The organism is Burkholderia sp. BCC1999, assembly GCF_905339975.1.
Lineage (GTDB): Bacteria > Pseudomonadota > Gammaproteobacteria > Burkholderiales > Burkholderiaceae > Burkholderia.
The window spans coordinates 29,375-55,509 of the sequence record NZ_CAJPHP010000020.1; the positions used below are offsets into that span (position 1 = coordinate 29,375).

Genomic DNA, 26,135 nt, shown 5'->3' on the forward strand with positions numbered 1-26,135 from the left:
GATCAACGCGACAACGTGAACGCGCTGACCGGGCTGGTCTTCTCGTAGAACTTGCCGCCTTCGAATTCCTCGACGGTCACGGCCCAGTAGTAGTCGCCGGGCGGCAGGCGCGCGATCGTGATCTTGCGCGCCTGCAGGCCGACCTGGTCGACGACCGGCACGCTCAGGTCTTTCGAACGCGACAGCACGAACCGGTAGCGTGCATCCTTGCCGGAACCGTTCGGCGACCAGCGGAACTCGTAGCCGTCCGCGCCGGGCGACGCGCTCGCGTCGAGCCCCATCAGGCGCCGCTCGAACGCATAGATGCGTGGCACGCCTTCGAGACCGCTCGCGTCGATCGCGGCCACCCGCACGAAATACGTGCCGTTCGGCACGTCGCGGAACACCGCACGAGACGAAACGGTGCGCGTTTCGCGGAAGGGGTCGAGCATCCCCGCGTCATGCGCGATCTGCAGGTGGTATGCATGCGCCTGCGCGAGCGGCGCGACGTCGAATGCGACGTCGGGTTCGTCCTGCACCTTGTCGGGATGCGCGAGCGCCGGTGCCGGCAGCAGTTCGACCGGCGCACCGACCGCGCCGGACGACGTCGCGACGCTGCCGAAGTTCGCATGCACGAGCGTCGGATCGGCCGGCTGCCGGTTGCCCGCGACGCCGACGGTGCCGTCGAGCACTTCGACGCGCGTCGACGCATTGCCGGCCGCGTCGTAGTTCACGCGAAAGCGCGTGCCGCGCACGCCGGCGACGACCGACGGCGAGCGGATCTGGAAGCGGTCGTCGCGTTTCTTCAAATGGGTGACTTCGCTGTCGACCGAGCCCCGCGTGAGTTCGAACTCGCGATCAAGCGTGCCGGTCAGCACGGTGCGGCGCAGCGCCTTCAGGTCGAGCTGGCTGTCGGGCGGCAGGCTCATGTGCGTGCCGTCGGCAAGCTCGAGCGTCACGAAGCCGTTCGCGCCCGTGCGCACGCGATCGCCCTCGGTGAGCGTCGCATCGTTCGCAAGCGGCGTGTAAGCCTCACCGGACGCGCGCTCGGCCGTGCCCTGCACCGCGACGACACGCGCGGTCAGCTTTTCCTTGCGCAGGCGCGCAACCGGCAGCTTCAGCGCGACACCGGGCTGCAGGTGCTTCGGCGCGGGCACGCCATTGATCTGCTGGAGCAGTTGCCAGTCGTCCGAGCCTTGCAGATAGCGCGCGGCGACGTCGTACAGCGTGTCGCCCGCCTGCGTGCGGTACACGACCATCTTGCCCGCGGCAGCGGGCGGTTGCGCCGCCGCGTGCTGAGCGGCGAACGCAAACGCGACCGCGCAGGCCGCGCGCAGCGCCGCCGTGCGCAGGTTCGCCGTGCGCTGCGTGATTCCCGTGGTCACTCCGGTTCTCCCTGGCCGACCCGCTCGAGCCGATAGCCGTACCCGTAGATCGGCGCGAGGCGATAGCCGTTCTCGGGCCGCAGGCCGAGCTTGGTGCGCAGCATCGAGATGTGCGTGTCCATCGTGCGCGACGGGATGTCGGTCGCCTGTTTCCACACGAGATCGAGAATGTGCGCGCGCGACAACGGCCGGTCGAGGTGCTGGAACAGCAGCAGCGCGAGCTCGAATTCCTTTTGCGTGAGGCTCACGGCCTTGTCGCCGACGTAGGCCTGCTTCAGGTTCACGTCGAAACGGAACTGATCGAACTCGCGGACGGTGGCCTCGGCGTTGACCGGATACGCGCGGCGCAGCAGCGAACCGATGCGTGCGCGCAGGATCGGGCCCGAGACGGGCTTGACCACGTAGTCGTCGGCGCCGGCGTTGAGGATCTGCGTGATCCCCGCCTCGTCGTCGCGGCTCGTCATGAAGATGATCGGCAGGCTGTGCTCGGTCTGGTTCGCACGCACCCACTTGAGCACTTCCTCGCCCGACATGTCGGGCACGTTCCAGTCGAGCACCAGCAGATCGAATGTCTCGCGCTGCAGGCGCTTCTTCAGGGCCTTGCCTTCCTTGAACGCATAGCACGTATGGCCAACGGCCGTCAGCGTTTGACTGACGAAATCCGTCTGGGCCGGATCGTCATCCAGTACAGCAATTCTCATAGCACCCCGCAAATCGAAATCGATTCGTCCATTCAACTCCCGCGCCTACCCCGGCCACGCAGCACGTGCGCGGCGTCCGGATATCGGCCGGTGAGCCGTCGTTCGCCGTTCGCGCCACCTGCGCAAACCGGCGACCCCGGTTAGATATCTCAAAAACGGGGTACGGACGAACCGGCGATTTCATCATAGTAGTATGAAATTCGCCAAGAAATTGCGCGGACTACCGTCCTTTCTTCGAATAATCCTTCCTGTCGCGCATTCTGACGCCTAATCGGCGCCCGCGATGCCGGCCACCGGCTCGGCAAAATCGTCCGCCGGCACACGTGGCGACGGCAGCTCCGACAGCGCCGGTTGAACCAGCATCCGCTGCAGCTGGCCACGCACGCGCTCCCACGCAGTCGCTGCGTAGTCGGGCTGGCTCGCCGCCCACGCCTGCGCCAGATCGAACACGCGCTCGATCGTCGCACCGCAGTAGGTCGGGCCCGAGCCGTCGTCCTGTGCGGCTTCGCGTAGCCGTTCGTCAAGCCACTCGGCCAGCCACGGCATATCGGCCGCAGCCGAATCCGCGTAGGCCTCCAGCGCGGCACGCGCATGGCGATCCTGTTGCGGATCGAGCTCGATCCGGCTCAATTCCAACGCGCGCGCGGGCGCAATGCATTGCGCTCCGGACGGACTTCGAAGGGTCCCTGGTCTGAAGGACATGTCCTCTCCCCGTTGTACGACGGTAGCGTCAGGCATGGCCCCCGTGCCCGCCTTGCGACGTACCGTGGCCGGCGCGTCCGCTGGGAGCGGACGACCGGCCGGGTCAGTATACGCAGCCCGTCACGCAGTGAGGTTTAAGAATTGTCAGAGAGGCCCGGCCGGCGCGCGGCGCGGCGCGGCGCGGCAGGCGATGCGGGCCGTCAGCGGCGGCGCATCAGGAACACGAAGGTCTTGTCCTGCGTCGTCGATTCGACGATTTCGTTGCCCGTCTGTTTCGCGAACGCGGCGAAATCGCGCTGCGAGCCCGGGTCGGTCGCAAGCACCTTGAGGATCTGCCCGCTTTCCATATCGGCGAGCGCTTTCTTGGCGCGCAGGATCGGCAACGGGCAATTGAGCCCGCGCGCATCCACTTCCTTGTGAATCTGCATCGGCTTTCGACCTTCGAATGACGCGCCACATGCGGCGCGGGAGGAAGCCGCGATTTTACCGCAGCGCCGCCGTGCCTGCCCGGGCAGCCCGTGGCGCGGCATGCGCGGGTGCCGGGCTCACGCGCCGGAGAAGCCGCCCGCGAGCCGCTCGCGCAGGTGCCGCACGAGCGCGCGCACCGCGCTCGGCACGACCGGGCTGTACGGGCGGATCGCGAAAATGTGATCGCCGAACGCGCCCGACGGCCGCCAGCCGTCGAGCAACGCAACGAGCCGGCCGGCGTCGAGATCGCGCTGCGCGCTGAAATCCGGCAGCAGCGCGATGCCGAGCCCGCCGAGCGCGGCCTCGCGCATCGCCTCGCTGTTGTTCGCCGCGAAACTGCCGCGCACGGGCACGCTCACGCGCTCGCGCCGCCGGCCGTGCGGCTCGAAGCTCCAGGCGGCCGGCTCGTTGTCGCGCAGGTAGCACAGGCAGCTGTGATCGACGAGCTCGTTCGGGTGGCGCGGCGCGCCACGTGCGTCGAGGTAGTCGCGGCTCGCGACCAGCAGCGAGCGCGTGTCGCACAGTTTCCATGCGACGTGGGTCTGCGGCGCGGTGGTCGTATGACGAATCGCGAGGTCGAACCCCTCCTGCGTCAGCGAATGCAGCCGGTCGGACAGGTCCAGCTCGATCTGCACGCCCGGATGCTGCCGCAGGAAATCGGGCAGGTGCGGCACGACCTGCTGGCGGCCGAGCGCGACCGGCACCGTCAGGCGCAGCAGGCCGCGCGGCTCGCCGGCCAGATCCTTCACGCGCGCGAAGTGCTGCCCGATCGACTCGAACGCGTCGCGCGTGCTGTCGACGAGCGTCTGGCCCGCATCGGTGAGCCGCACGCTGCGCGTCGTGCGGCGCACGAGCGGCACGCCGGCCGCCTTTTCGAGATCGGCGATGCGCTGGCTCATCGCGGCCTTGCTGATGCCGAGCCGCTGCGCGGCAGCCGTGAAACTGCCGGCCGCGGCCAGCACCGTCAGCGAATGGATATGCGGCCAGAGCGCCTGGACATTTTGCTGATTCATCCACCGATTATTCAGAATTCTGAACAGTGAATCAAGTTTCGCGGTCTTCTCCCGATTTGCCGGGGTGCATAGACTAGTCCCGGTCCACCCTCACCTCATCCCCAGGAGACACGATGAATCCGGTTCCCGCTTACACGTCCGACGCCGACGTCGGCCACTATGTCGACGGCGCGCCCGTTGCCGGCCGCAGCGGCCGCTTCCAGGACGTCCTCAACCCGGCGCTGGGCCGCGCGGTGCGCCGCGTCGCGCTCGCCGACGACAGCGAAGTGCAGCAGGCGGTCGCCTCCGCCCACGCCGCATTCCCGGCCTGGGCCGCGACGCCGCCGATCCGCCGCGCGCGCGTGCTGCACCGCTTCCTGCAGCTGATGAACGAACACCGCGACACGCTCGCGGCGATCATCACGGCCGAGCACGGCAAGGTGTTCTCCGACGCACAGGGCGAAGTCGCGCGCGGCATCGACATCGTCGAATTCGCATGCGGCGTGCCGCAGCTCCTGAAGGGCGACTTCACCGACCAGGTCAGCACCGGCATCGACAACTGGACGATGCGCCAGCCGCTCGGCGTCGTCGCGGGCATCACGCCGTTCAACTTCCCGTGCATGGTGCCGTGCTGGATGTTCCCGGTCGCGATCGCGACGGGCAACACGTTCGTGCTGAAGCCGAGCGAGCGCGACCCGTCGGCCGCGCTGTTCATCGCCGACCTGCTCACGCAGGCCGGGCTGCCGGCCGGCGTGTTCAACGTCGTGCAGGGCGACAAGGGCGCGGTCGACGCGCTGCTCGACCACCCCGACGTGCAGGCCGTCAGCTTCGTCGGCTCGACGCCGATCGCGGCCTACGTGCAGCAGCGCGCGGTGCAGTCGGGCAAACGCGTGCAGGCGCTCGGCGGTGCGAAGAACCATCTGGTCGTGATGCCCGATGCGAACCTCGAGCAGGCGGTCGACGCGCTGATCGGCGCCGCGTACGGCTCGGCCGGCGAACGCTGCATGGCGATCAGCGTCGCGGTGCTGGTCGGCGACGTCGCGGACCAGATCGTGCCGCTGGTGGCCGAGCGCGCCCGCAAGCTGGTGATCGGCGACGGGATGTCGCCGGAAGTCGAGATGGGCCCGATCGTCACCGGCGAAGCGCTCAAGCGCATCGAAGGCTATATCGAGCAAGGCGTGAACGAAGGCGCGAAACTGGTGGTCGACGGCCGCGGGCTGCGCGTGCCGGGCCGCGAAGCGGGCTTCTTCACGGGCGGCACGCTGTTCGATCACGTGACGCCCGACATGCGGATCTACCAGGAAGAAATCTTCGGGCCCGTGCTCGGCTGTGTGCGCGTGAAGGATTTCGGCGAAGCGGTCGACCTGATCAACGCACACGAGTTCGGCAACGGCGTGTCGTGTTTCACGAGCGACGGCGGCATCGCGCGCGAATTCGCGCGACGCATCCAGGTCGGCATGGTCGGCATCAACGTGCCGATCCCGGTGCCGATGGCATGGCACGGCTTCGGCGGCTGGAAGAAGAGCCTGTTCGGCGACATGCACGCGTACGGCGAGGAAGGCGTGCGCTTCTACACGCGCCAGAAGTCGGTGATGCAGCGCTGGTCGTCGAGCATCGGCAAGGGTGCCGAATTCGCGATGCCGACCGCGAAGTAAGCCAGCCGGCGAGCCGCCCGCCGATCGAGGTCGCGGGCGGCTCGCCGGCAGTAAAGGTCAACCGGCTTTCGAGCCGTGCGCGCCGTCGGCGGTCGGCAGGTACGACAGCTCGAGCCGGTACGCGAGCGCGACGAACAGGCTCTGCGCGAGGCCCATCGTGGCCGTCAGCGCGCGAAAGCCGAATGTCTCGCTGTCCTGCACCATCAGCGTCACCTCGGCCTCCCGCGCGAGCGGGCTCATCCGGCTGTCGGTGATCGCGATCACGCGCGCGCCGCGCTGCACGGCCTGCTGCGCGACCTGCACGGTTTCCTCCGCATACGGCATGAACGAGATCACGATCATCACGTCGCCCTCGCGCACCGAGCGGATCTGCCCGAGATGCATGCTGCCGAGCGCGCTGAACAGCCCGATGCGCTTGTCGGTGTGCTGCAGCGCATAGTCCAGATACACGGCGATCGGAAACGCGCGCCGCGAGCCGGCGATCCAGATCGCCTGCGTGTCGGCGAGCAGGTCGACGGCCTGCGCGAGCGCCTGCGAATCGAGCGTCTGCCGCAGCTGCTGCATGCCGGCAATGCTGCCCTTGATGAACTCGTCGGCGATCTGTTCGGGCTGCAGGCTCGACGAGCCCGCCTCGATCACGTCGCGCAGCCGCAAGTTGTACGCACGCCCCGGCGCGATCTGCTGCGCGAGCCCTTCGCGGAACAGCCGCTGCATCTCCGAGAAACCGGAGAAGCCGAAGTGCTTCGCAAAGCGCACGACGGCCGACGGCTGGACGCCGCATGCCTCCGCGAGCGACTGGATGCCTTCCAGGCCAAGCTGGTCCCGATGCGTTTCCACGTGTCGCGCGATCACCTTCAGGCGATTGCTGAGACCGTCGTATTCCTGCGTCAGATGCTGCAGGAACTGCTCGACGGTGGCGGGAGGTTTCTCGGATGAACTCATCGGATAGCGCGAAGTTGACGGCCCCGATGCGCGCGCGATGCTGGCGGACGCGGCCCGGGACTCACCTGGATACATGCATGAAGGGCGAATTTAATCACGTTTGCGGCACGGCCCGCGCCGCCCGCTCGCTCCCACGCGCTCGATCATCACTTGCACTCGCTCCACGGCAAGACTGGAAGCGATTGTCCAACGCTCTCGCGACGTCGTAAAGATTAGGGCGTGTACCGAGGCCGGCTGTCGGTGCGCAAACATGACGTTCCCCGCGCAGCCGGCCTGCCCTGCTCAGCGATAGTCGACCCAGACGCTGCCCGCGTCGGCGGAGCGCACGCAGTTCTCGACCCAGCGCACGCCCTCGACGCCCGCGTGAACGTCCGGATAACGGATCTGCTTCAATGCGTCGGCGTCGCCGCGATCGGCCGCATCCATCGCGAGCGCGAAGCGCGCGTAGAGATTCGACCAGGCCTCGAACAGTCCTTCCGGATGACCGGCGCCGATGCGGTCCTCGCGCAGCGCCTGCGGATGCAGGTAGCCCATCCCGCGATCGAGCACCTGCGCGGGCTGCCCCTGCACTTCGTAGCGCAACTGGTTCGGATGCTCGTCCCACCATTCGATGCTCGCCTTCGAGCCGATCACGCGCACCTTCTGGCTGTGCATCGAACCGGCGTTCACCGCGCTCGACCACACATAGCCGACCGCACCGGTGTCGTATTCCATGATCGTGAACGCGTTGTCCTCAAGCGGCGCGCGGCTCTTCACGAAGCTCTGCCGCGAGCACATCAGCCGCTTGATCTTCAGCTCCGGCACCATCACCTCGGAGATGTACAGCGGATGCGTGCCGATGTCGCCGAGCACGTAGCTCGGGCCCGCGAATTTCGGGTCGACGCGCCAGCGCGCGGCGGCGCTCGCGGCCTCGACGCCCTCGCTGTGGAAGCCGTGCGCGAACTGCATCTGCACGATGCGGATCTCGCCGAGATCGCCACGCGCGATCATCTCGCGCGCCTGCTCGATCATCTGGTGTCCGGAATAGCCGTACGCGACGCCGACGATCCGGTTCTTCTCGACCGACAGGCGCTGCAGCGCCTCGGCCTCCTCGGTCGTGAAGCACAGCGGCTTCTCGCAGACCACGTGCAGCCCCGCGCTCAGCGCGGCGCGGCAGATCTCGAAGTGCGTGTTGTTCGGCGTCGCGATCGACACCGCGCGGATCCCGTCCGGGCGGCGCGCCTCGGCGTCGAACATCGTCGCGTAGTCGGGATAGCAGCGCTCGGCCGCGACGCCGAGCTTCACGCCGAACTGGCGGCCGCGTTCGGGATCGATGTCGAATGCGCCGGCGACGAGCTGAAAGCTGCCGTCGCGCATCGCGGCCGACCGATGGCTGTAGCCGATCTGGCTGCCGAGCCCGCCGCCGACCATGCCCCAGCGAATCGAATGTCCAAGCAGAATCTGTCCGTCAATCATGATGGTGGTGTTCCTGGTGCGGGTTCAGTGAGTCATGCAAAGCCGGCCGATGCGAGAAACGCGCGGCTCGCGGCAACATCGCGCAGGCTCGTGCCGGCATTGCGCGGGTCGCGCTCCTGTTCGATCGTGATGTACCCGGCGTAGCCGATGTCGTCGAGCGCGCGGCGGATCGACCGGTAGTCGAGCACGCCGGTGCCGATCGGGCACATCACGCCGCGCGCGCAGGCGGCGAAGAACGCGATGTGCTCGCCCATCACCGCGTCGTACACGGCCGCGTCGATATCCTTGAAGTGCACGTAGTCGAGACGCGCCGCATGGCGGCGCAGCCAGGTTTCCGGGTCCATGCCCGAGTAATGCAGGTGGCCGGTGTCGAGACAGAGGCCGGCCGTGTCGGCCGGAATATCGGCAACGATCCGGTCGATCTCGTCCGCGAACTCGACGTAGCCGCCCGCATGCGGATGGATCACCGGGCGCACGCCGAATTCGTCGCGTGCGATCGTCGCGATCTGCCGGATGTGCTCGACCATCCGGGCCCAGCATTCATCGGACAGCCGCGGCGCGCGATCGGCATGGCCGGCCGCGTAGTCGCGTTCCTCGTGCCCCCAGTCCATCACGACCAGGTACGGCGTCGCGTAGCGCTGGCCGGCCTGCGTCGGCAATTTCGGCAGCCGTGTGATCAGCGCGCAGATGTCGCGCGTCTGGCGCAGCAGGTTCGGCAGGTTCTCCGGCGACACGAGGTCGTCGAAGATCGTGCCGGCGGTGATGCTCAGGCGCTGCCGCTCGAGCTCCGCGCTCACCACGTCGAGTTCGAGCGGGATGTAGCCGTACGGCCCGAGCTCGATGCCCGAGTAGCCGGCCTGCGCGGCCTCGGCAAGCACGTGCCGCCACGGCGGCAGGTGCGGGTTGTTCACGTCGTCGACGCCCCAGCAGCACGGGGCGCAACCAATTTTCATCGTCATGTCGGTCAATCCGGCGAGCGGCGCGTGGCCTTGGATCAGCCGCGATAGAACGCGGGACGGTCGGCCATCGCGATCGGCTCGACCGCGCCGCTCTTCTGCGCCTTCACGCAGGCATCGGCCGCGACCGCCGCCGCGTAGCCGTCCCACGCGGACGGCCCGGTCAGCGCGCCCTGCCGCACGCCGTCGATGAACGCCTGCAGCTCGACGTCGTACGATGCGATGAAACGCTCCTTCCAGTCGGTCATGATCTCGACCGACTGCCGCGCCGCATGCTTGAGCCCGACGGCCGGCGGATCGGGCAGCTTCGCGATGCCCTGCTCGCCGACGACCTCGCACTGGATGTCATAGCCGTACTGGCAGTTCACGAAGATCTCGACGTCGATGCGCACGCCGCTCGCGGTTTCCAGCAGCACGATCTGCGGATCGGCGAGATGCGTGGACGCATGGCGCGTCTTCTTCGGATAGACGACCTGCGTGCTCGTGTAGTCCTCGCCGAGCAGCCAGCGCAGCACGTCGAGTTCGTGGATCAGCGTATCGGTAATCGCCATGTCGGTCGTGTAGCGTTCGCCGACCGACTGGTTGCGGTGCGCGCAATGCAGCATCAGCGGCGCGCCGATCTCGCCGCTGTCGATCACGCGCTTCAGCGCGCGATAGCCTTCGTCGTACGGCCGCATGAAGCCGACCTGCACGAGCCGCTTGCCGTGCGCGACTTCCGCTTCGACGATCCGCATGCAGCCGTCGGCCGTCACCGCGAGCGGCTTCTCGCAGAACACGGGCTTGCCGCGCGCGATCGCGTCGAGCACGAACGCTTCATGCGTCGGCCCCCACGACGTGACGAGCACGGCCTGCACGTCGGCGGCCGCGACCACTTCGTGGCCGTCGGCGTAGATCTCGGCATCGAGTCCGTACTTCGTCACCGCGTCGCGCGCCTGCTGCGGATCGATGTCGTTAACGGCCACGACGCGTGCGCCGGACAGCGTGCGGGTCAGTCTGCGGATATGGTCCTGGCCGATCGCGCCGCAGCCGATCACGCCGATTTGCAAGGTCATCTACGAGTCTCCAGTCGTTCATCAGCGGCGCGGCCCGTGCCGCGCCGGTCAGCAATCGGTCAGCGCACGGTGCGATCGAAATGACGATCGACGAAGCGCTGGATCGTCTCGCGCATGTAGCGCGACGACGCTTCCGCGCGGTCCTCCCACGCGAACACGCACGACGACATCACACCGTCGAAGCCTGCCGCGCCGAGTGCACGGAAAAACATGTCCCAATCGATCTCGCCCTGCCCGATGTCGAGATGCTGGTGCACGCGGATCTGGTTCGATCCGGGCGGGTTCACGATGTAGCGCAGCTGGCTGCTCTTGCGGTGGTCGAAGGTGTCGGCCACGCGCACGTGCGCGAGGATCGGCGCGGCCCGCGCGATCATCGCGGCCATGTCGTCGCCGTAGTAGAACGTGTGCGGCGCGATATACGACAGCTTCAGCGACGGCGAAGCGAGATTCGTGACGATGTCGATCGCCGGCTGCAACTGCTCGATCCAGTCCTCCGGATGCGGCTCGACCGACAGCACGATGCGTTCGCGCTCGAGGATCGGCAGCAACTCGTCCATCGACCGGAACCAAGCGGCCTCGCACAGCTCCTTCGGGTTCGCGCCCGGCCGCTCGCCGACCGAACGCTCGGGCGACGCGCCGCGCCCGAACTCCGACACCATCAGCGCGCACTCCATCTCGACCGCCACCTCGATCGCCTTCTTCCAGCACCGCACGGCCCATTGACGCTCGTCCTCGAACGGGCTCGCCCAGCGGTACATCGGCTGCAGCGACGCGAGACCGACGCCGCTCGCGCGCATCGCCTGCCGGAACGCGGCCATGCGCTCGCGCGTCGCGCGCGGCATCACCCACCAGTCGAGAAAATCGCTGCGCGGCGACAGCTCGATCTGGTCGTAGCCGAGTTCAGCCACCGCGTGCGGCAACCGGTCGAGCGGCAGGTGGCGAATCATGTAAGGGTCCAGCGCGATCTTCATCAGGCTTCCTTCGCGAATGCGGTTACCGGCACGACGCGGGCGTTCAGCGACGCGTCTTCTTGTTGCGGTACTGGTCGGCGATCACGGCCGCGACGATGATCGCGCCCTTCACCATCTCCTGGTAATACGCGTCGATGCGGATGAACGTGAAGCCCGACGTCATCACGCCGAGGATCAGCACGCCGATCACGGTGCCCGTCACGCGGCCGAGGCCGCCCGACAGCGACGTGCCACCGATCACGACGGCCGCGATCGCATCGAGCTCGTACATCACGCCCATGCCCGACTGGCCGGAGATCGCACGCGCGGCCGTCACGGTGCCTGCAATCCCGCTCAGCAGCCCCGCGATCGCATAGACGAAGATCAGATGGCGCGTGACGTTGATGCCCGACACGACAGCCGCGTGGCGGTTAGCACCGATCGCATAGGTGTACTTGCCGAAGCGGGTATAGCGCAGCACGACGTGGAAGATCGCGGCGATCACGAGGAAGATGATCACCGGATTCGCACCCGCGCCGATGGCCGCGAACGGGTCGGTCAGCATCGACACCGGCATCCCGTTGGTGAACCACTTCGCGAAGCCGCGCGCGGCGACCATCGTGCCGAGCGTTGCGATGAACGGCGGGATGCCCGTCATCGCGATCAGCGTGCCGTTCAGCAGGCCGACCAGCAGCCCGACGCACACGCCGGCCAGCACGGGCCAGATGATCGGCAGGTCGGTCAGGTGCGGAAACACCGCGCGCGGGAAGTCCGACACCTGCGCGAGACTCGCCGATACGACGGCCGCGGCCGCGACGACCGACCCCGACGACAGGTCGATCCCGCTGGTGATGATCACGAGGTTCACGCCGACCGCGATGATGCCGATCACGGCCATCTGCAGCACGATGATCTCGAGCCGCTCGGCATTGAACAGGAAGCTCTGGCCGACGACGATCCAGCCGACGATCTCGAAGAACAGGCTGATGCCGACCAGCACGAGGAAGATGCTCAGCTCGGGCGGCCACTTCGTGTGCCGCGACTTGAGTGTCATGGTCTGCGCATCCGCGACCGGGTTCAGGTTGCCCATTTCTTTGTCTCCAATCTTGATTCGGCTCAGCGCGACGCGAGATCCATGATGCGGACCTGGTCGGCGTCCTTGCGATCGACGATGCCGGTCATGCGCCCTTCGTGCATCACCATCACGCGATCGCTCATCCCCAGCACTTCCGGCATTTCCGACGAGATCATCAGCACCGCGACGCCCTTGCCGGCCAGCGCGCTGACGAGCCGGTGAATCTCGGCCTTCGCGCCGACGTCGATGCCGCGCGTCGGTTCGTCGAGGATCAGGATGCGCGGCTGCGTGAGAAGCCACCGGCCGATCAGCACCTTCTGCTGGTTGCCGCCCGACAGGTTCTGGATTTCCTCGTGCAGCCCCGGCGACTTCACGCGCAGCGTCCGGCTCATTTCCTCGCAGTCGCGTTTCAGCTGCGCCTGCTGTACGAAGTTGAACTTCACGTAGCGGTTGCGGAGCACCGCCGCTTCCATGTTCGCGAGCAGGTCGAGATTCAGGAAGCAGCCGGTGTCCTTGCGATCCTCGGTGAGGAAGGCCATCCCGTGCTTCATCGCCTGCGCGGGGGTCGCGATCCGCACCGGCTTGCCGTCGATGCGGATCTCGCCCGACGTGGCCGGCACGACGCCGAACAGCGCCTCCGCGACGTTCGAGCGTCCCGAGCCGACGAGGCCCGCGACGCCGAGGATTTCTCCGGCGCGCAGCTCGAAGCTCACGTCGCGGAACACGCCGTCGACGCCGAGATCCTTCACCGACAGCACGACGTCGCCGATCGGCACTTCTTCCTTCGGAAACATCTGCGTGATCTCGCGCCCGACCATCATGCGGATGATGTCGTCGCGCGTGACGTCGCTCGATGCATGCGTGCCGATGTACTTGCCGTCGCGAAACACCGAGAACTCGTCGGCAATCTCGAACAGCTCGTTCATCTTGTGCGTGATGTAGACGATGCCCTTGCCCTGCTCGCGCAGCTGGCGAATGATCCGGAACAGGTGCGTGACTTCCTTGTCGGTCAGCGCGGAGGTCGGCTCGTCCATGATCAGCACGTCGGAGTCGAACGACACGGCCTTCGCGATCTCGACCATCTGGCGGCTCGCGACCGTCAGCGTGCGCACGTCGGTTTCCGGATCGATGTCGATCGACAGCCGCTCGAACAACGCGGCCGTCTGGCGGCGCAGCGCCGCGTGATCGATCAGGCCGAAGCGGTTCTTCGGTTCGCGGCGGATCCAGATATTCTCCGCGACCGTCATGTACGGCATCAGGTTGAGTTCCTGGTGGATCATCGCGATCCCGCGGTCGAGCGCATCGAGCGGACCGTTCAGCACGACCGGTTCGCCGTTGATCAGGATTTCGCCCTGGTCGGGCGTGTAGACGCCCGCGATGATCTTCATCAGCGTCGACTTGCCGGCGCCGTTCTCGCCCATCAGCGCATGAACGGTGCCGCGGCGCACGCGGAACTGCACGCCGTCGAGCGCGACGACGCCGGGAAAGGACTTGCCGACGCCGCGTACCTCGAGCACGCAGTCGGCGGCGGGAGAAGCCGGCGCGGCGGACGATCCGCCGGATGAAGCGGCCGGTGCATCGCCGCCGGCCATCGGGCGCGCGACCCTGGCTGTAAACATGGACGTTCCTCGACAAAGCGCGCGCGAACCCGGCGATGCCGGGCCCGCGCAGTTCAACGGACCGCCGGTCAGTGCTTGGCGTACTGGTTCATGTTCTCGGGCGTCACGAGCTCGAACGGCACGTTCACGTAGCGGTCGACCGGCTGCTTCTTCGCGAGCTTCAGCGCGGCGGCCACCGACTGCGCGCCCTGCCCGACCGCGTTCTGGTAGACCGACACCTTCAGCTCGCCGGCCTTCATCGACGCGAGACCGTCCGGCGTCGCGTCGATACCCGCGACGACCGTTTTCGGCGTCAACTTGCGCGCGGCCTTCAGCGCATTGATCGCGCCGATCGCCATCTCGTCGTTGTTGGAGATGATCGCGTCGAACTTCGTCCCGGAGCTCAGCCAGTTCATCGTGATGTCCTGGCCCTGCGTGCGGCTCCACTTGCCTTCGCGCTTGTCGACGATCTTCATGCCCGAGCAGTCCTTCGTCGCGATCACGTCCTCGATGTCCTTGGTGCGGGCGCGCGCCGATTCGTTGGACAGCTCGCCCATCAGCACGAGGAGGTCGCCCTTGCCGCCGAGCAGCTTGCACACCTGGCGCGCCTGCAGCGTGCCCGACTGCTTTTCGTCGGACGCGACGACCGCGACGCCGGCCGGCAGCTTGTCGAAATCGACCGGCTTGCGGTTCACGTAGACGAGCGGGATCTTCGCGGCCGTCACCATCTTCGTGATCTTCGGCGTCGCGTCGGTATCGACCGCGTTCACGATGATCGCGTCGACCTTCTGCGCGATCATGTTCTGGACCTGGCTCAACTGCTTGCCGACGTCGTTGCCGCCGTCCTCGATCTGCACCGTCGCACCGTCCTTCTTCGCTGCGTCGGTGATGCTGTTGCGCAGGATGGTCAGGAACGTGTCGTCGAACGACGCCATCGTCACGCCGATCTTCTCGGCATGCGCGAGCGGCGCAGCCAGGATCGCGGCGGCCGCGACGGCCATCAGCTTGGTCTTCATGATCAATCTGTCTCCTCATCTCCGGGGGGCGGAAGACGGCGCGTTGCGCGCCGCCGGGCCGAGTCCGATACGGACTGAAGCATCCGGATGAAACTGTAGATCACTTCCTCTACGATTTGGAAATTTATTTCTACGTGATTTCACCTAGGGAACTGGATTTCCAAAAAGTCTAGACTGCGTCCGTAGCCCGATTCCCTGCGGCAGGCAGTCTCGCGTCGTGCAGCGCACGTCACGGCGTGCGGCCAAAGGATCGGTCCCCTAATCCGCCGGCAACGCCGACCGCCGGCCGCGAGCGTGACACGTGATATGAGCCAGCTGAACTTTCCGAGTGACCGCCCCATCGATCTCGCCTGCCTCGGCCGCGTGGCCGTGGATCTCTATGCGCAGCAGTACGGCAGCCGCCTCGAAGATGCGCGCAGCTTCCAGATGTATCTCGGCGGCTCGTCGGGCAACGTCGCGTTCGGCGTCGCGCGGCTCGGGCTGAAGACCGCGATGATTTCGCGCGTCGGCGACGAGCAGATGGGCCACTTCCTGCGCGAGACGCTCGAGCGCGAAGGCTGCGACACGAGCCAGCTGCAGACCGACAGCGAGCGCCTCACCGCGCTGGTGCTGCTCGGGCTGAAGGATCGCGACACGTTCCCGCTGCTGTTCGTGCGCGAGAACTGCGCGGACATGGCCGTGCGCGCAGACGAGATCCGCGAGGACTTCATCGCCGGCTGCCGGGCGCTCGCGATCACCGGCACGCATCTTTCGACACCGGGCACGCGCGAGGCGTCGCTGACCGCGCTCGGCTATGCGCGCCGCCACGGCGTCGTGCGGATCCTCGACATCGACTACCGGCCCGTGCTGTGGGGGCTGACCGCGCGCGGCGCGGGCGAGAACCGCTACGTGCCGGACGCGCAGGTAACGCGGCAGCTGCAGCAGGTGCTCGGTGAATTCGACCTGCTGGTCGGCACCGAAGAGGAATTCCTGATCGCGGGCGGCGTGCCGCACGACCTGATCGGATCGTTGCAGGCGGTACGCAAGATCACGAACGCAACGCTGGTCGTCAAGCGCGGCGCGCTCGGCTGCTGCGTGATCGAAGGCGACATTCCGGCCAGCATCGACGCCGCGCCGACCTTCCTCGGCGAACGCGTCGAGGTGCTCAACGTGCTCGGCGCGGGCGACGCATTCCTGTCGGGCCTGCTGTCGGGGCTGCTGCGCGGGAGCGACTGGGCCGAAGCGACGCGCATCGCGAACGCGTGCGGCGCGATCGTCGTGTCGCGCCACGCGTGCTCGGCCGCGATGCCGACGCCGGCCGAACTCGCGCACTGGTTCGACGGCAGCCGCAATCCGGTGGTCGACGCCGACCGCACGCTCGCGCACCTGCATCGCGTGACGGTGCCGCGCCGCGACTGGGACGACCTGTGCGTGATGGCGTTCGACCACCGCAGCCAGTTCTACGAACTCGCGGTGCAGGCCGGCGCGGACGAAACGCGGATCAAGACGCTGAAGCGCCTGCTCGTGCGCGCGGTCGAACAGGTCGAGCGCGATCGTCATATCGAAGGTCACGTCGGCGTGCTGATCGACGGCGGCGCCTACGGCAGCGACGCACTCGCGTCGGCCACCGGACGCGGCTGGTGGGTCGGCCGCCCGGTCGAGCTGCCGGGCTCACGGCCGCTGCGTTTCGACGAGACGCGCTCGGTCGGCTCGTCGCTCACGCACTGGCCGACCGAACAGGTCGTGAAATGCCTCGTCCACTACCACCCCGACGACGACGTCGACCTGCGCGTCGAGCAGGAGCAGCGCGTGCTGGAACTGTGGGAAGCCACGCGGGCCAGCGGCAACGAGCTGCTGCTCGAAATGATTCCGCCGCGCGCGGTCACGCCGGCCGGCACCGAGGACGACGCGGTGCTGCGCACGGTCGCGCGCTTCTACAACCTCGGCGTGAAGCCCGAATGGTGGAAGCTCACGCCGCTGAGCGCGGACGGCTGGACGCGGCTCGCCGCGCTGATCGCCGAGCGCGACCCGCACTGCCGCGGCGCGGTGATCCTCGGCCTGAACCAGCCGCTGCAATACCTCGTCGACAGCTTCCGCTCGGCGACCAACCCGATCGTCAAGGGCTTCATGGTCGGGCGCACGCTGTGGGCCGATGCATCGCTGAACTGGTTCGCCGGCCGCATCGACGACCAGGCGCTGATCGACGAAGTCGCCGGCAACTTCACGCAACTGGTCGACGCGTGGCTCGGCCGCCGTGCCGCCGCGCGCGCCGCCGCAGCAGCCTGATGCATGTGCCCGTGACGACCACCCGACTCCTCTCTATCGACCGACGATGACCACCACCGTGAGACTGACCGTCAGCCAGGCGCTCGTGCGCTACCTGGCCGCCCTGCGCGCCGAAGTCGTCCAGCCCGACGGCCGCACCGAAATCCTGCCGTACTGCGGCGGCGTGTTCGCGATCTTCGGCCACGGCAACGTGGCCGGGCTCGGCGAAGCGCTGCATGCCGAGAACGACCGGCTGCCGACGTTCCGCGCGCACAACGAACAAGGGATGGCGAATGCGGCCGTCGCGTTCGCGAAAGCGAATTTCCGCCAGCGGATGATGGCCGCGACGTCGAGCATCGGCCCCGGCGCGACCAACATGCTGACGTCGGCGGCGCTTGCGCACGTCGGCCGGCTGCCGCTGCTGCTGCTGCCCGGCGACGTGTTCGTGTCGCGGCTGCCCGACCCCGTGCTGCAGCAGGTCGAGGATTTCGAACAGGGCGACGTCAGCGCGAACGACTGCTTCCGCCCCGTGACGCGCTACTTCGACCGCATCACGTCGCCCGAGCAACTGCTCGTCGCACTGCCGCGCGCGATCCAGGTGATGACCGACCCCGCGCAGTGCGGCCCCGTGTGTCTCGCGCTACCGCAGGACGTGCAGACTTTCGCGTACGACTGGCCCGAGGATTTCTTCGCGCCGCCGGTGATCCGGATGCGCCGGCCGCCGGCCGACGCGCTCGAACTCGCCGACGCGCTCGACGTGCTGAAGGCCGCGAAGAAGCCGCTGATCGTCGCCGGCGGCGGCGTGCTGTACAGCCAGGCATGGGACGCGCTGCGCGCGTTCGCCGACGCGCATGGCGTGCCGGTCGCCGAATCGCAGGCCGGCAAGGGCAGCCTCGCGTGGGATCACCCGCTGAACCTCGGATCGATCGGCGTGACGGGCTCGCCCGCCGCGAACCGCGCGGCCGCGCAGGCCGATGTCGTATTCGCGGTCGGCACGCGGCTGCAGGATTTCACGACCGGCTCGCATGCGCTGTTCGGCAACGCGACGCTGTTGAGCCTGAACGTGCAGCCGTTCGACGCCGGCAAGAAACGCGGGCGGCAATTGATCGCCGACGCACGTACGGGCCTCGGCCAGTTGTCGGCCGCGCTGGCCGGCTGGCACGCCGATCCGGCCTGGACGGCAGCGAACCGCGACCAGGCCGCCGCGTGGAACGCACGCGTGACCGAACTGACGACGCGCATCCCGAAGGACACGCTGCCGTATGACGCGGAAGTGATCGGCGCGGTGCGCGACTCCGCGGCCGACGCGGGACGCGACAGCGCGCGCGACGACCTCGTCGTCTGCGCGGCCGGCACGCTGCCGGCCGAACTGCACAAGCTGTGGCGCAGCGGCGTACCGGGCAACTATCACATGGACTATGCGTACTCGTGCATGGGCTATGAAGTAGCGGGTGGCCTCGGCGCGAAGCTCGCACGCCCCGAACGCGAAGTGATCGTGATCGTCGGCGACGGCTCGTACATGATGCTCAACGCGGAGCTCGCGACCTCCGTGATGCTCGGCCGCAAGATCATCGTCGTGATCCTCGACAACCGCGGCTACGGCTGCATCGAGCGGCTGCAGCTGAACTGCGGCGGCGCAAGCTTCAACAACATGCTCGACGATTGCGTGCCCGAAGGCGGCGAACGCTCGACGATCGACTTCGCGATGCATGCGCGCGCGATGGGCGCCGAAGCCGTGCACGTGCGCGACATCGCCGAACTGCGCCGCGAAATGACGCGCGCCCGCGCGGCGAAGACGAGCCAGGTGCTCGTGATCGACACCACGCACCAGCGCACGACCGACGATGGCGGCGCGTGGTGGGAAGTCGCAGTGCCGCAGGTATCCGAACGCGCGGGCGTCGAGAACGCGCACCGCGCGTATCTCGACGCGAAAACGCGGCAGCGGCGCTGATGACGCACGCTGCCCACGAACCCACCCCGCGAAAAAACACATCCGAACCAAGGAAGCACGTCATGAGCTGGAACGTCCGCATCGGCATCAATCCCCTGTCGTGGATGAACGACGACCTGCCGTCGCTCGGCGGCGAGACGCCGCTCGAAACGGCACTGAAGGAAGGCGCCGAAATCGGCTACGCGGGCTTCGAGCTCGGCAACAAGTTTCCGAAGACGGGCCCCGAGTTGAAGGCGAAGCTCGCCGAATTCGGCCTCGTGTGCGTGTCCGGCTGGTATTCGGGCTTCCTCGCGGAAGTCGCGCCCGGCATGAGCGACGCCGATGCGGTCGCCGCGGAAATCGAGCGCTGCCGCGCGCACATGACGAAGCTGCAGTTCAACGACGTGAAGGTCGTGGTCTACGGCGAATGCGCGGGCACGATCCAGGGCAGCATCGACACGCCGGTCGCGAAACGGCCGCGCTTCGTCGACGACGGCGCCTGGCAGCGCTACGCGGCGCGCCTCGACGCGTTCGGTGCGCACCTGCTCGCGACCTACGGGATCAAGCTCGCCTACCATCACCACATGGGCGCGTACGTCGAGTCGCCCGACGACGTCGACCGCCTGATGGCGCTGACCGATCCGGCTAAGGTGTTCCTGCTGTTCGACACGGGCCATGCGTATTTCGGCGGCGCGGCCGATCCGGTGACGCTGCTGAAGAAGCACGTGTCGCGCGTCGCGCACGTGCACTGCAAGGACGTGCGGCCGCAGGTCGTCACGCAGGCGCGCAACGGCGGCTGGAGCTTCCTGAACGGCGTGATCAACGGCACGTTCACGGTGCCGGGCGACGGCGCGCTCGATTACGACGCGACGCTGCGCACGCTGAAGGACGCCGGCTACGAAGGCTGGCTCGTCGTCGAGGCCGAGCAGGATCCGGCCGTCGCGCCGAGCTATGCCTATGCGAAGAAGGGCTACGAGTCGCTGCGCGCGATCGTCGACCGGTTGAGTGCCTGAGCGCTTGAGCCCCACCCTATTGCGGAGCCCCACCCCATGACGATTTCTCCCCTGCTGGTCAAAGCGTCGCCTGAGCGCGAAATCTGCAACGTCACGCCGGAATCGGCCGGCTGGAAGCATGTCGGCTTTCGCGCGCTGCGCCTGAAGGCCGGCGATACCGAAATGCTCGACACTGGCGCGCGCGAGCTGTGCGTGGTCGTGCTGACGGGCACCGTGCGTGCCGAAGTCGATGGCGAAACCTACGACGCGCTCGGCAAGCGCGACAGCGTGTTCGAGGAAATGTCGCCGGACGCGCTGTACGTGCCGGGCGGCAAGACCGTCACGCTGGTCGCGACGCGCGATGCGGAAATCGCACTGTGCACCGCGCCGTACGCGAGCGGCGACAAGCCCGTGCGGCGTCTCGACGGCGAACGGATGCGCCGTTCGGTGCGCGGGCAAGGCACCAACACGCGCTACGTCTGCGACATCCTGATGGGCGACAACCCGGCCGCCGAGCGCCTCCTCGTCGTCGAAGTCGTCACGCCGGCGAGCCACTCGAGCAGCTATCCGCCGCACAAGCACGATCGCGACGCGGCGCCCGACGAGACGTCGCTCGAGGAAACCTACTATCACCGGATCGATCCACCGCAGGGCTTCGCATTCCAGCGCGTGTACACGGACGATCGCAGCCTCGACGAAGCGTGCGCGGTCGAGAACCACGATGTCGTGATGGTGCCGCGCGGCTATCACCCGGTCGTCGCACCGCACGGCTACAACCTGTACTACCTGAACGTGATGGCCGGGCCGAGCCGCGCATGGGCGTTCAAGAACGATCCCGCGCACGAGTGGATGATCGATGCGGCGCCGAAACGCTGAAGAACGCTGAAGCATTGAACGGAAGACGGGCCCGCGCGCGGCCCGTGACGACGCGACGCCCGGCACGCGCACACTGAGCCGGCGACGCCACGGAGCCGCCATGGTGACGACCCATTTTCGCCTCGAACCCCACGCCTTCGACGACGACGCGTCGAATCCGGCGTTGCCGCGTTTCAATGCGGCCGTCGCCCGGCGGATGGGGGAAATCGCGGTCAACCTCGCGTCGCGTCGCGGGCTGCCGATCGCGGTGAGTATCGTCGGCGAGCAAGCGCCGTTGTTCTACTGCGCGCTCGACGGCAGCGGCGCAAGCGACAGCGACGCGATCCGCCGCCGGCAGAACACCGTGTTGCGTTTCGGCCTGAGTTCGCTCGCGGTCGGCGCACGCTTTCGCCGCGCCGGCTGGTCGCTGCAGTCGCAGGGATTGTCCGCCGACGACTATGCGCTCGACGGCGGCGGCGTGCCGTTGCGGATTGCCGGGGCCGGCATCGTCGGCGCGATGACCATCGCGGGGCTCGATTCCGAAGACAATCACGCGCTCGTCGTCGAGTGCCTGCAATGGCACGTCGGCGCGAACGCGCTGGCGATGCTCGCGTAACGACGCAATCGGCGCACGCGCGCCGATCGCGCAGTCCCGCGGGATCAGTTCAACCCGCCGCTCACGACGAGGTGCTCGCCGGTCATCCAGCGGGCATCGTCCGATGCGAGGAACACGGCCACCGACGCGATGTCGTCCGGCTCGCCGAGGCGGCCGAGCGGCGTCTCGCTGCGCACCTGCTTGTCGAGATCCGAACCGATGATGCCCGCGCTGTGCGTGCCTTCGGTCACGATCATGCCGGGGTTGATCGCGTTCACGCGGATCTTGCGCGGGCCGAGTTCGAGCGCGAGCACGCCGGTGATCGCGTCGACCGCACCTTTCGTGCCGCTGTACACGGCACTGGCCGGCGGCGTGATGCTGGTCACCACCGAGCTGATGTTGACGATGCTCGCGCCTTCGCCGAGATGCTTGACGGCTGCCTGCGTCATCAGCAGCACGCCGAACACGTTCGTGTCGAACTGCCGGCGATAGTGCTCCTCGGTGATCGCTTCGATCGCCCCGAATTCGTACACGCCGGAATTGTTGACGAGCACGTCGAGACGGCCGTACGTGTCGATCGCCGTATCGACGATGCGCTGCGCGTCGGCTGCCTTCGACACGTCGCCGCCGACCGCGACCGCACGGCCGCCCGCTTCGACGATCGCGCTCACGACCGCGTCGGCGCCTGCCTTGCTGCTCGCGTAGTTGACGACGACCGCCGCGCCTTCGACGGCCAGTGCCTTCGCGATGGCCGCGCCGATGCCCTTCGAGGCGCCCGTGACGATCGCGACCTTGCCTGCCAGCTTGCTCATGATTTCATTCCTCAGTCAGAAGACGTTCGATGGTTGGCGCCGTTTGCCGCGTGGATACGTTGCTGCGGCAACCGGCATGACTGGAAATTTACTGTGCGGCGCGGCAGCGATAAAGCGGCTCGCAACGAATTGACTGGCGGAGTTTGCCGAACAATCGATCACGTGCCGTCAGCCGGCGCTCAGCCACGCATTGGCGACCTCGCCGCCGAGGCCGTCGAGCGCGCCGTCGTAGACGATCCGTCCGCGCCCCATCACCGCGACGCGCCGTGCGAGCCGCGGCGCGAACTGCAGCCGCTGCTCGATCAGCAGGATCGCGACGCCATCGGCCTGCAGCGCGGCCAGGCAGGCGCCGACTTCGTCGACCGCGAGCGGCGCGAGCCCCTCGGCCGGCTCGTCGACGATCAGCACGCGCGGGTGGCCGGCCAGCGCGCGCACCAGCGCGAGCACCTGCTGCTCGCCGCCCGACAACCGCCCGGCTTTCACGTCCGCGCGCGCGGCCAGCAGCGGAAAACGGTCGAACAGGCGGTCGAGCGCCGCGCGTTCGGCCGAGCCGCGTACGCCGCGCAAGCCGAGCCGCAGGTTGTCGCGTACCGTCAGCAGCGGGAACACGTCGCGGCTTTCGGCAACGTAAGCGACACCGTGCCGCGCGATCTCGAACGTCCGCGCGCCCACGCATTCGGTGCCTGCGATGCGCACCGAGCCAGTCGTGCGCACGAGCCCCATCACGGCCTTCGCGAGCGTCGAGCGCCCCGAGCCGTTGCGGCCGAGCAGCGCGAGCGTCTCGCCCGGCGCAAGCGCGAGATCGACGCCGTCGAGCACGGGCTGCAATCCGTACCACGCGCGCAGGCCGCGAATGTCGAGCAGTGCGCTCATGCGCGGCCCTCGCCCAGATACGCGGCGCGCACGCGCGGATCGGCACGGATTGCATCGGGCGCGCCGGTCGCGACCACCGTGCCGCGTACGAGCACCGTGATGCGTTCGGCGAAACCGAACACCGCGTCCATGTCGTGCTCGATCATCAGCACCGTGCGACCCTGCGTCGTCGCGCGGATCAGCGCGATCATCCGCGCCGCCTGCGCGCGGCTCATGCCGGCCGTCGGCTCGTCGAGCAGCAGCGTGCGCGCGCCGCTCGCGAGCGCGATCCCGAGATCGAGCGCGCGCTGTTCCGCATAGCTCAGTTCGGCGGCCAGCGTGTCGCGCCGCGCATCGAGCCCGATGTCGTGCAGCACACGCGCGGCCGCGAGATCGACCGACGCCGATTCGCGCAGCCGGTTCCACCAGCGCCGCCGTTCGGCCGGCGCATGCAGCGCCGCGCAGCGCAGGTTGTCGAATACGGTCAGCCGCGCGAACGCACTCGTCTGCTGGAAACTGCGGCCGATGCCGAGGCGGCTCGCGACGACGGGCCCGCGCCCGCGCAGGTCGACGCCGTGCAGCACGACCCGCCCGCGCGTCGGCCGTGTCGCACCGGCAATCACGCCGAACAGCGTCGACTTGCCCGCGCCGTTCGGCCCGATCAGCGCATGGCGCTCGCCGGCCGCGATACTCAGTTCGACACCGTCGAGCACGGTCTGCGCACCGAAACGCTGCACGACGCCATGCAGCGCGATCGCGTTGCCGTTCATCGCGCGTCCTCCCGCTTGCCGGCCTGGCTGCCCTGCACGAACCGCGCGCGCCAGCCCCACAGAAGCGTGCCGATGCCGGCCGCCGAGCACGCGACGGCCCAGCCGGCCGGTGTATCGGCATCGATGCCCCACGCGCCGAATGCGAGACCCGAGCCGTCGTCCTGCGCGAAGCGCCATGCATAACCGAGCTCGGCCGCGCAGACGATCGCAACGCCCCAGAACAGGCACGCGCCGATGGCGCACAACATCCGCCACCGCTCGGCCGTCGGGGCATCGCGTCGCATCGCGTGTGCGAGTGCCCGCGCAATCCCCGCGATCCCGCCCGGCGCGGCCACGACGATCGCGACGAACAGCACGCCGAGATACAGCGCCCACGCGCGCGACACGCCCGCGACGCCGATGCTCAGCGCGGTCAGCACCGCGGCGCCGGCCGCCGGCCCGAAGAACGCGCCGGTGCCGCCGATCACCGCGGCGATCAGCACGGTTGCCGAGCGCGCCATCGACATGCTGTCGGGCGTCGCGATCTCGATGTCGATCAACGTCAGTGTGCCGGCGATACCGGCGAAGAACGACGCGCAGGTGACCATCGCGAGCCGCACGCGGCGCGGATCGGTGCCGAGCGCGGCAACGCGCGCCGGGTTGTCGCGCACCGCGTTCGCGAGCCGCGCGAGCGGCGTGCGCGTCAGCGCGTGCATGGCCCACGCCGACACGACGCACCACGCGGCGATCACCGTGTACGCGTGTGCCGGTGCACCGAAATGCCAGTTGCCCCACGGCGTGCCGCTGGCGCGGTCGATCGGCACGCCGCCGAGACCGCCGAACCACGCCGGCACGCTCCACGCGGCCGCCGCGACGCATTCGGCGAGCCCGAGCGTGATCATCGCGAACGCGGTGCCGGAACGGCGTGTCGCGAGCAACCCGGCGGCGAATCCGAATCCCGCGCCGGCCACGCCGCCGACGAGCGGCAACAACGGCAGCGGGCCGCCCATATGGTTGAACCAGTGCGCGGCCGCGAACGCGCCGAGGCCCGCGAACGCCGCATGCCCGAACGACAGCAGCCCGGTCGTGCCGAGCTGCAGGTTGTACGACAGCGCGAGCACGACGAGCGCGGCCGTCTGCGCGAGATAGCCGAGCACCGCGCCTTGTGGCCACAGCCACGCGGGCAGCACCAGGCACGCGGCGAACAGCGCCCAGCGCGTGCATCCGGCGAGCACGCGGCTACGCATCGACCCGTTCTCCGAACAACCCGCGCGGCCGCGCGACCAGCATCGCGACGAGCAGCAGGTACGGCACCAGCGGCGCGAGTTGCGCGATCGACACCGCGGCCACGCTGTCGGGCAACGCGATCCCGGCCCATAACGCGAGGTCGCGCAGCGACGTGTCGCTCGCGGCCGCGAAGGTCTGCGCGAAACCGACCGCGAGCGACGCGACGAACGCGCCGCCGAGCGAGCCGAGCCCGCCGATCACGACGACGGCGAACACGACCGACCCGACGGTCTCGGCCAGCGCGGGTTCGATCACCGCGAGCGGCGCGCCGATCACGCCGGCGAGCGCCGCGAGCGCGGTGCCGGCGCCGAACAGGCCCGTCATCACGCGCGGCACGTCGTAGCCGAGCGCCTCGACGGCCGCACGATGCGTGAGCGCCGCACGTACGACGAGCCCGATGCGCGACACGCGCAGCAGCGCGCCGAGCGCGACCAGCATCGTCGCGGACATCGCCATCATGAACAGCCGGTAGCGCGGCAACGCGAGGCCGAAGACGCTCACGGGCGCACCGTCGAACAACGGCGGCACGGGCGCCGGCAATGGCGCGAGGCCCCAGACGAGTTTCGCGCCCTCGCCGATCAGGTACGCGAGACCGAAGGTCAGCAGCAGTTCGTTGGTATGGCCGTGCGCCTGCACGCGGCGCAGCAGCGTGCGTTCGCAGCCGGCGCCGAGCAGCCCGACCGCAAGCGGCGCGAGCACGAGCGCCGGCCAGAAGCCCGCACGGGCCGCGATGCTGTAGCCGACATACGCGCCGAGCATGTAGAAGCTCGCATGGGCGAAGTTGAGCACGCCCTGCACGCTGAAGATCAGCGTGAGTCCGGCCGACAGCATGAACAGCAGCAAGCCGTAGCTGAGGCCGCTGAAGACCTGGAGCGCGAACGCGTGCACCGCGA

The 26,135-nt window shown here is 68.3% G+C and carries 24 protein-coding genes; 6 read left to right on the plus strand and 18 right to left on the minus strand.

The window, feature by feature from the left end; all coding sequences use genetic code 11:
• Nucleotides 1-2 precede the first annotated feature (2 nt).
• The 5 genes from U5809_RS25850 to U5809_RS25870 all read right to left on the minus strand — a co-directional run bounded on the left by U5809_RS25850 (nucleotide 3) and on the right by U5809_RS25870 (nucleotide 4,248).
• Complete coding sequence (locus U5809_RS25850) at nucleotides 3-1,364, minus strand: FecR domain-containing protein (protein ID WP_322088588.1); 1,362 nt, start codon at nucleotides 1,362-1,364, stop codon at nucleotides 3-5.
• Nucleotides 1,361-2,065, minus strand: a complete 705-nt coding sequence (locus U5809_RS25855; protein WP_006490421.1) for a response regulator transcription factor — start codon at nucleotides 2,063-2,065, stop codon at nucleotides 1,361-1,363. The genes U5809_RS25850 and U5809_RS25855 overlap by 4 nt, the downstream gene beginning before the upstream one ends.
• Before the next feature lie 267 nt (nucleotides 2,066-2,332).
• Nucleotides 2,333-2,767: a peptidase gene (locus U5809_RS25860; protein WP_322088589.1), complete on the minus strand. Its 435-nt coding sequence runs from the start codon at nucleotides 2,765-2,767 to the stop codon at nucleotides 2,333-2,335.
• A gap of 200 nt (nucleotides 2,768-2,967) precedes the next feature.
• Nucleotides 2,968-3,195 carry a sulfurtransferase TusA family protein gene (locus tag U5809_RS25865; protein WP_006402122.1) on the minus strand — a complete coding sequence of 76 codons (228 nt, stop codon included), beginning with the start codon at nucleotides 3,193-3,195 and terminating at the stop codon, nucleotides 2,968-2,970.
• A 117-nt stretch (nucleotides 3,196-3,312) separates the two neighbouring features.
• Nucleotides 3,313-4,248, minus strand: coding sequence for a LysR family transcriptional regulator (locus tag U5809_RS25870; protein ID WP_322088590.1), 936 nt, complete (start codon nucleotides 4,246-4,248; stop codon nucleotides 3,313-3,315).
• A gap of 113 nt (nucleotides 4,249-4,361) precedes the next feature.
• On the opposite strand from U5809_RS25870, the gene U5809_RS25875 reads away from it, so the two are divergent.
• Nucleotides 4,362-5,882, plus strand: a complete 1,521-nt coding sequence (locus U5809_RS25875; protein WP_322088591.1) for a CoA-acylating methylmalonate-semialdehyde dehydrogenase — start codon at nucleotides 4,362-4,364, stop codon at nucleotides 5,880-5,882.
• Between the two features lie 57 nt (nucleotides 5,883-5,939).
• Here U5809_RS25875 and U5809_RS25880 read toward each other — a convergent pair whose 3' ends face one another.
• The 8 genes from U5809_RS25880 to U5809_RS25915 all read right to left on the minus strand — a co-directional run bounded on the left by U5809_RS25880 (nucleotide 5,940) and on the right by U5809_RS25915 (nucleotide 14,926).
• Nucleotides 5,940-6,824, minus strand: coding sequence for a MurR/RpiR family transcriptional regulator (locus U5809_RS25880; protein WP_309287801.1), 885 nt, complete (start codon nucleotides 6,822-6,824; stop codon nucleotides 5,940-5,942).
• A 282-nt stretch (nucleotides 6,825-7,106) separates the two neighbouring features.
• Nucleotides 7,107-8,279, minus strand: a complete 1,173-nt coding sequence (locus tag U5809_RS25885; RefSeq protein WP_282507316.1) for a Gfo/Idh/MocA family protein — start codon at nucleotides 8,277-8,279, stop codon at nucleotides 7,107-7,109.
• 32 nt (nucleotides 8,280-8,311) lie between these two features.
• A complete protein-coding gene (locus U5809_RS25890) occupies nucleotides 8,312-9,238 on the minus strand; it encodes a TIM barrel protein (RefSeq protein ID WP_322088592.1) in 927 nt (308 codons plus the stop codon).
• 35 nt (nucleotides 9,239-9,273) lie between these two features.
• Nucleotides 9,274-10,287, minus strand: a complete 1,014-nt coding sequence (locus tag U5809_RS25895; RefSeq protein WP_322088593.1) for a Gfo/Idh/MocA family oxidoreductase — start codon at nucleotides 10,285-10,287, stop codon at nucleotides 9,274-9,276.
• Between the two features lie 59 nt (nucleotides 10,288-10,346).
• Nucleotides 10,347-11,258 carry a sugar phosphate isomerase/epimerase gene (locus U5809_RS25900; protein ID WP_322088594.1) on the minus strand — a complete coding sequence of 304 codons (912 nt, stop codon included), beginning with the start codon at nucleotides 11,256-11,258 and terminating at the stop codon, nucleotides 10,347-10,349.
• Between the two features lie 43 nt (nucleotides 11,259-11,301).
• Nucleotides 11,302-12,327 (minus strand): ABC transporter permease, encoded by a 1,026-nt coding sequence (locus U5809_RS25905; RefSeq protein WP_059234792.1) that lies wholly within the window; start codon nucleotides 12,325-12,327, stop codon nucleotides 11,302-11,304.
• Between the two features lie 26 nt (nucleotides 12,328-12,353).
• Nucleotides 12,354-13,931: a sugar ABC transporter ATP-binding protein gene (locus U5809_RS25910; protein ID WP_282507312.1), complete on the minus strand. Its 1,578-nt coding sequence runs from the start codon at nucleotides 13,929-13,931 to the stop codon at nucleotides 12,354-12,356.
• 68 nt (nucleotides 13,932-13,999) lie between these two features.
• Nucleotides 14,000-14,926 carry a sugar ABC transporter substrate-binding protein gene (locus U5809_RS25915; RefSeq protein WP_282507311.1) on the minus strand — a complete coding sequence of 309 codons (927 nt, stop codon included), beginning with the start codon at nucleotides 14,924-14,926 and terminating at the stop codon, nucleotides 14,000-14,002.
• Nucleotides 14,927-15,232: 306 nt separating this feature from the next.
• Here U5809_RS25915 and U5809_RS25920 point away from each other — a divergent pair, with 306 nt between their 5' ends.
• The 5 genes from U5809_RS25920 to U5809_RS25940 all read left to right on the plus strand — a co-directional run bounded on the left by U5809_RS25920 (nucleotide 15,233) and on the right by U5809_RS25940 (nucleotide 21,563).
• Nucleotides 15,233-17,191: a bifunctional 5-dehydro-2-deoxygluconokinase/5-dehydro-2-deoxyphosphogluconate aldolase gene (locus tag U5809_RS25920; RefSeq protein ID WP_322088595.1), complete on the plus strand. Its 1,959-nt coding sequence runs from the start codon at nucleotides 15,233-15,235 to the stop codon at nucleotides 17,189-17,191.
• 46 nt (nucleotides 17,192-17,237) lie between these two features.
• Nucleotides 17,238-19,121 (plus strand): 3D-(3,5/4)-trihydroxycyclohexane-1,2-dione acylhydrolase (decyclizing), encoded by a 1,884-nt coding sequence (gene iolD / locus U5809_RS25925; protein ID WP_322088596.1) that lies wholly within the window; start codon nucleotides 17,238-17,240, stop codon nucleotides 19,119-19,121.
• Nucleotides 19,122-19,183: 62 nt separating this feature from the next.
• Nucleotides 19,184-20,113, plus strand: coding sequence for a myo-inosose-2 dehydratase (iolE, locus tag U5809_RS25930; protein WP_322088597.1), 930 nt, complete (start codon nucleotides 19,184-19,186; stop codon nucleotides 20,111-20,113).
• A gap of 36 nt (nucleotides 20,114-20,149) precedes the next feature.
• Nucleotides 20,150-20,968 (plus strand): 5-deoxy-glucuronate isomerase, encoded by an 819-nt coding sequence (gene iolB / locus U5809_RS25935; protein WP_322088598.1) that lies wholly within the window; start codon nucleotides 20,150-20,152, stop codon nucleotides 20,966-20,968.
• 100 nt (nucleotides 20,969-21,068) lie between these two features.
• A complete protein-coding gene (locus U5809_RS25940) occupies nucleotides 21,069-21,563 on the plus strand; it encodes a heme-degrading domain-containing protein (protein WP_322088599.1) in 495 nt (164 codons plus the stop codon).
• Nucleotides 21,564-21,607: 44 nt separating this feature from the next.
• Here U5809_RS25940 and U5809_RS25945 read toward each other — a convergent pair whose 3' ends face one another.
• The 5 genes from U5809_RS25945 to U5809_RS25965 all read right to left on the minus strand — a co-directional run bounded on the left by U5809_RS25945 (nucleotide 21,608) and on the right by U5809_RS25965 (nucleotide 26,130).
• Complete coding sequence (locus tag U5809_RS25945) at nucleotides 21,608-22,354, minus strand: SDR family NAD(P)-dependent oxidoreductase (protein ID WP_176047115.1); 747 nt, start codon at nucleotides 22,352-22,354, stop codon at nucleotides 21,608-21,610.
• Between the two features lie 168 nt (nucleotides 22,355-22,522).
• On the minus strand, nucleotides 22,523-23,227 hold the full coding sequence (locus tag U5809_RS25950) for an ABC transporter ATP-binding protein (RefSeq protein ID WP_322088600.1): 705 nt from the start codon (nucleotides 23,225-23,227) through the stop codon (nucleotides 22,523-22,525).
• A complete protein-coding gene (locus U5809_RS25955; protein ID WP_322088601.1) occupies nucleotides 23,224-23,976 on the minus strand; it encodes an ABC transporter ATP-binding protein in 753 nt (250 codons plus the stop codon). Before U5809_RS25955 ends, U5809_RS25950 begins: the two co-directional genes overlap by 4 nt.
• A complete protein-coding gene (locus U5809_RS25960) occupies nucleotides 23,973-25,202 on the minus strand; it encodes a branched-chain amino acid ABC transporter permease (RefSeq protein ID WP_322088602.1) in 1,230 nt (409 codons plus the stop codon). The genes U5809_RS25955 and U5809_RS25960 overlap by 4 nt, the downstream gene beginning before the upstream one ends.
• Nucleotides 25,195-26,130: a branched-chain amino acid ABC transporter permease gene (locus U5809_RS25965; RefSeq protein WP_322088603.1), complete on the minus strand. Its 936-nt coding sequence runs from the start codon at nucleotides 26,128-26,130 to the stop codon at nucleotides 25,195-25,197. Before U5809_RS25965 ends, U5809_RS25960 begins: the two co-directional genes overlap by 8 nt.
• Nucleotides 26,131-26,135 lie beyond the last annotated feature (5 nt).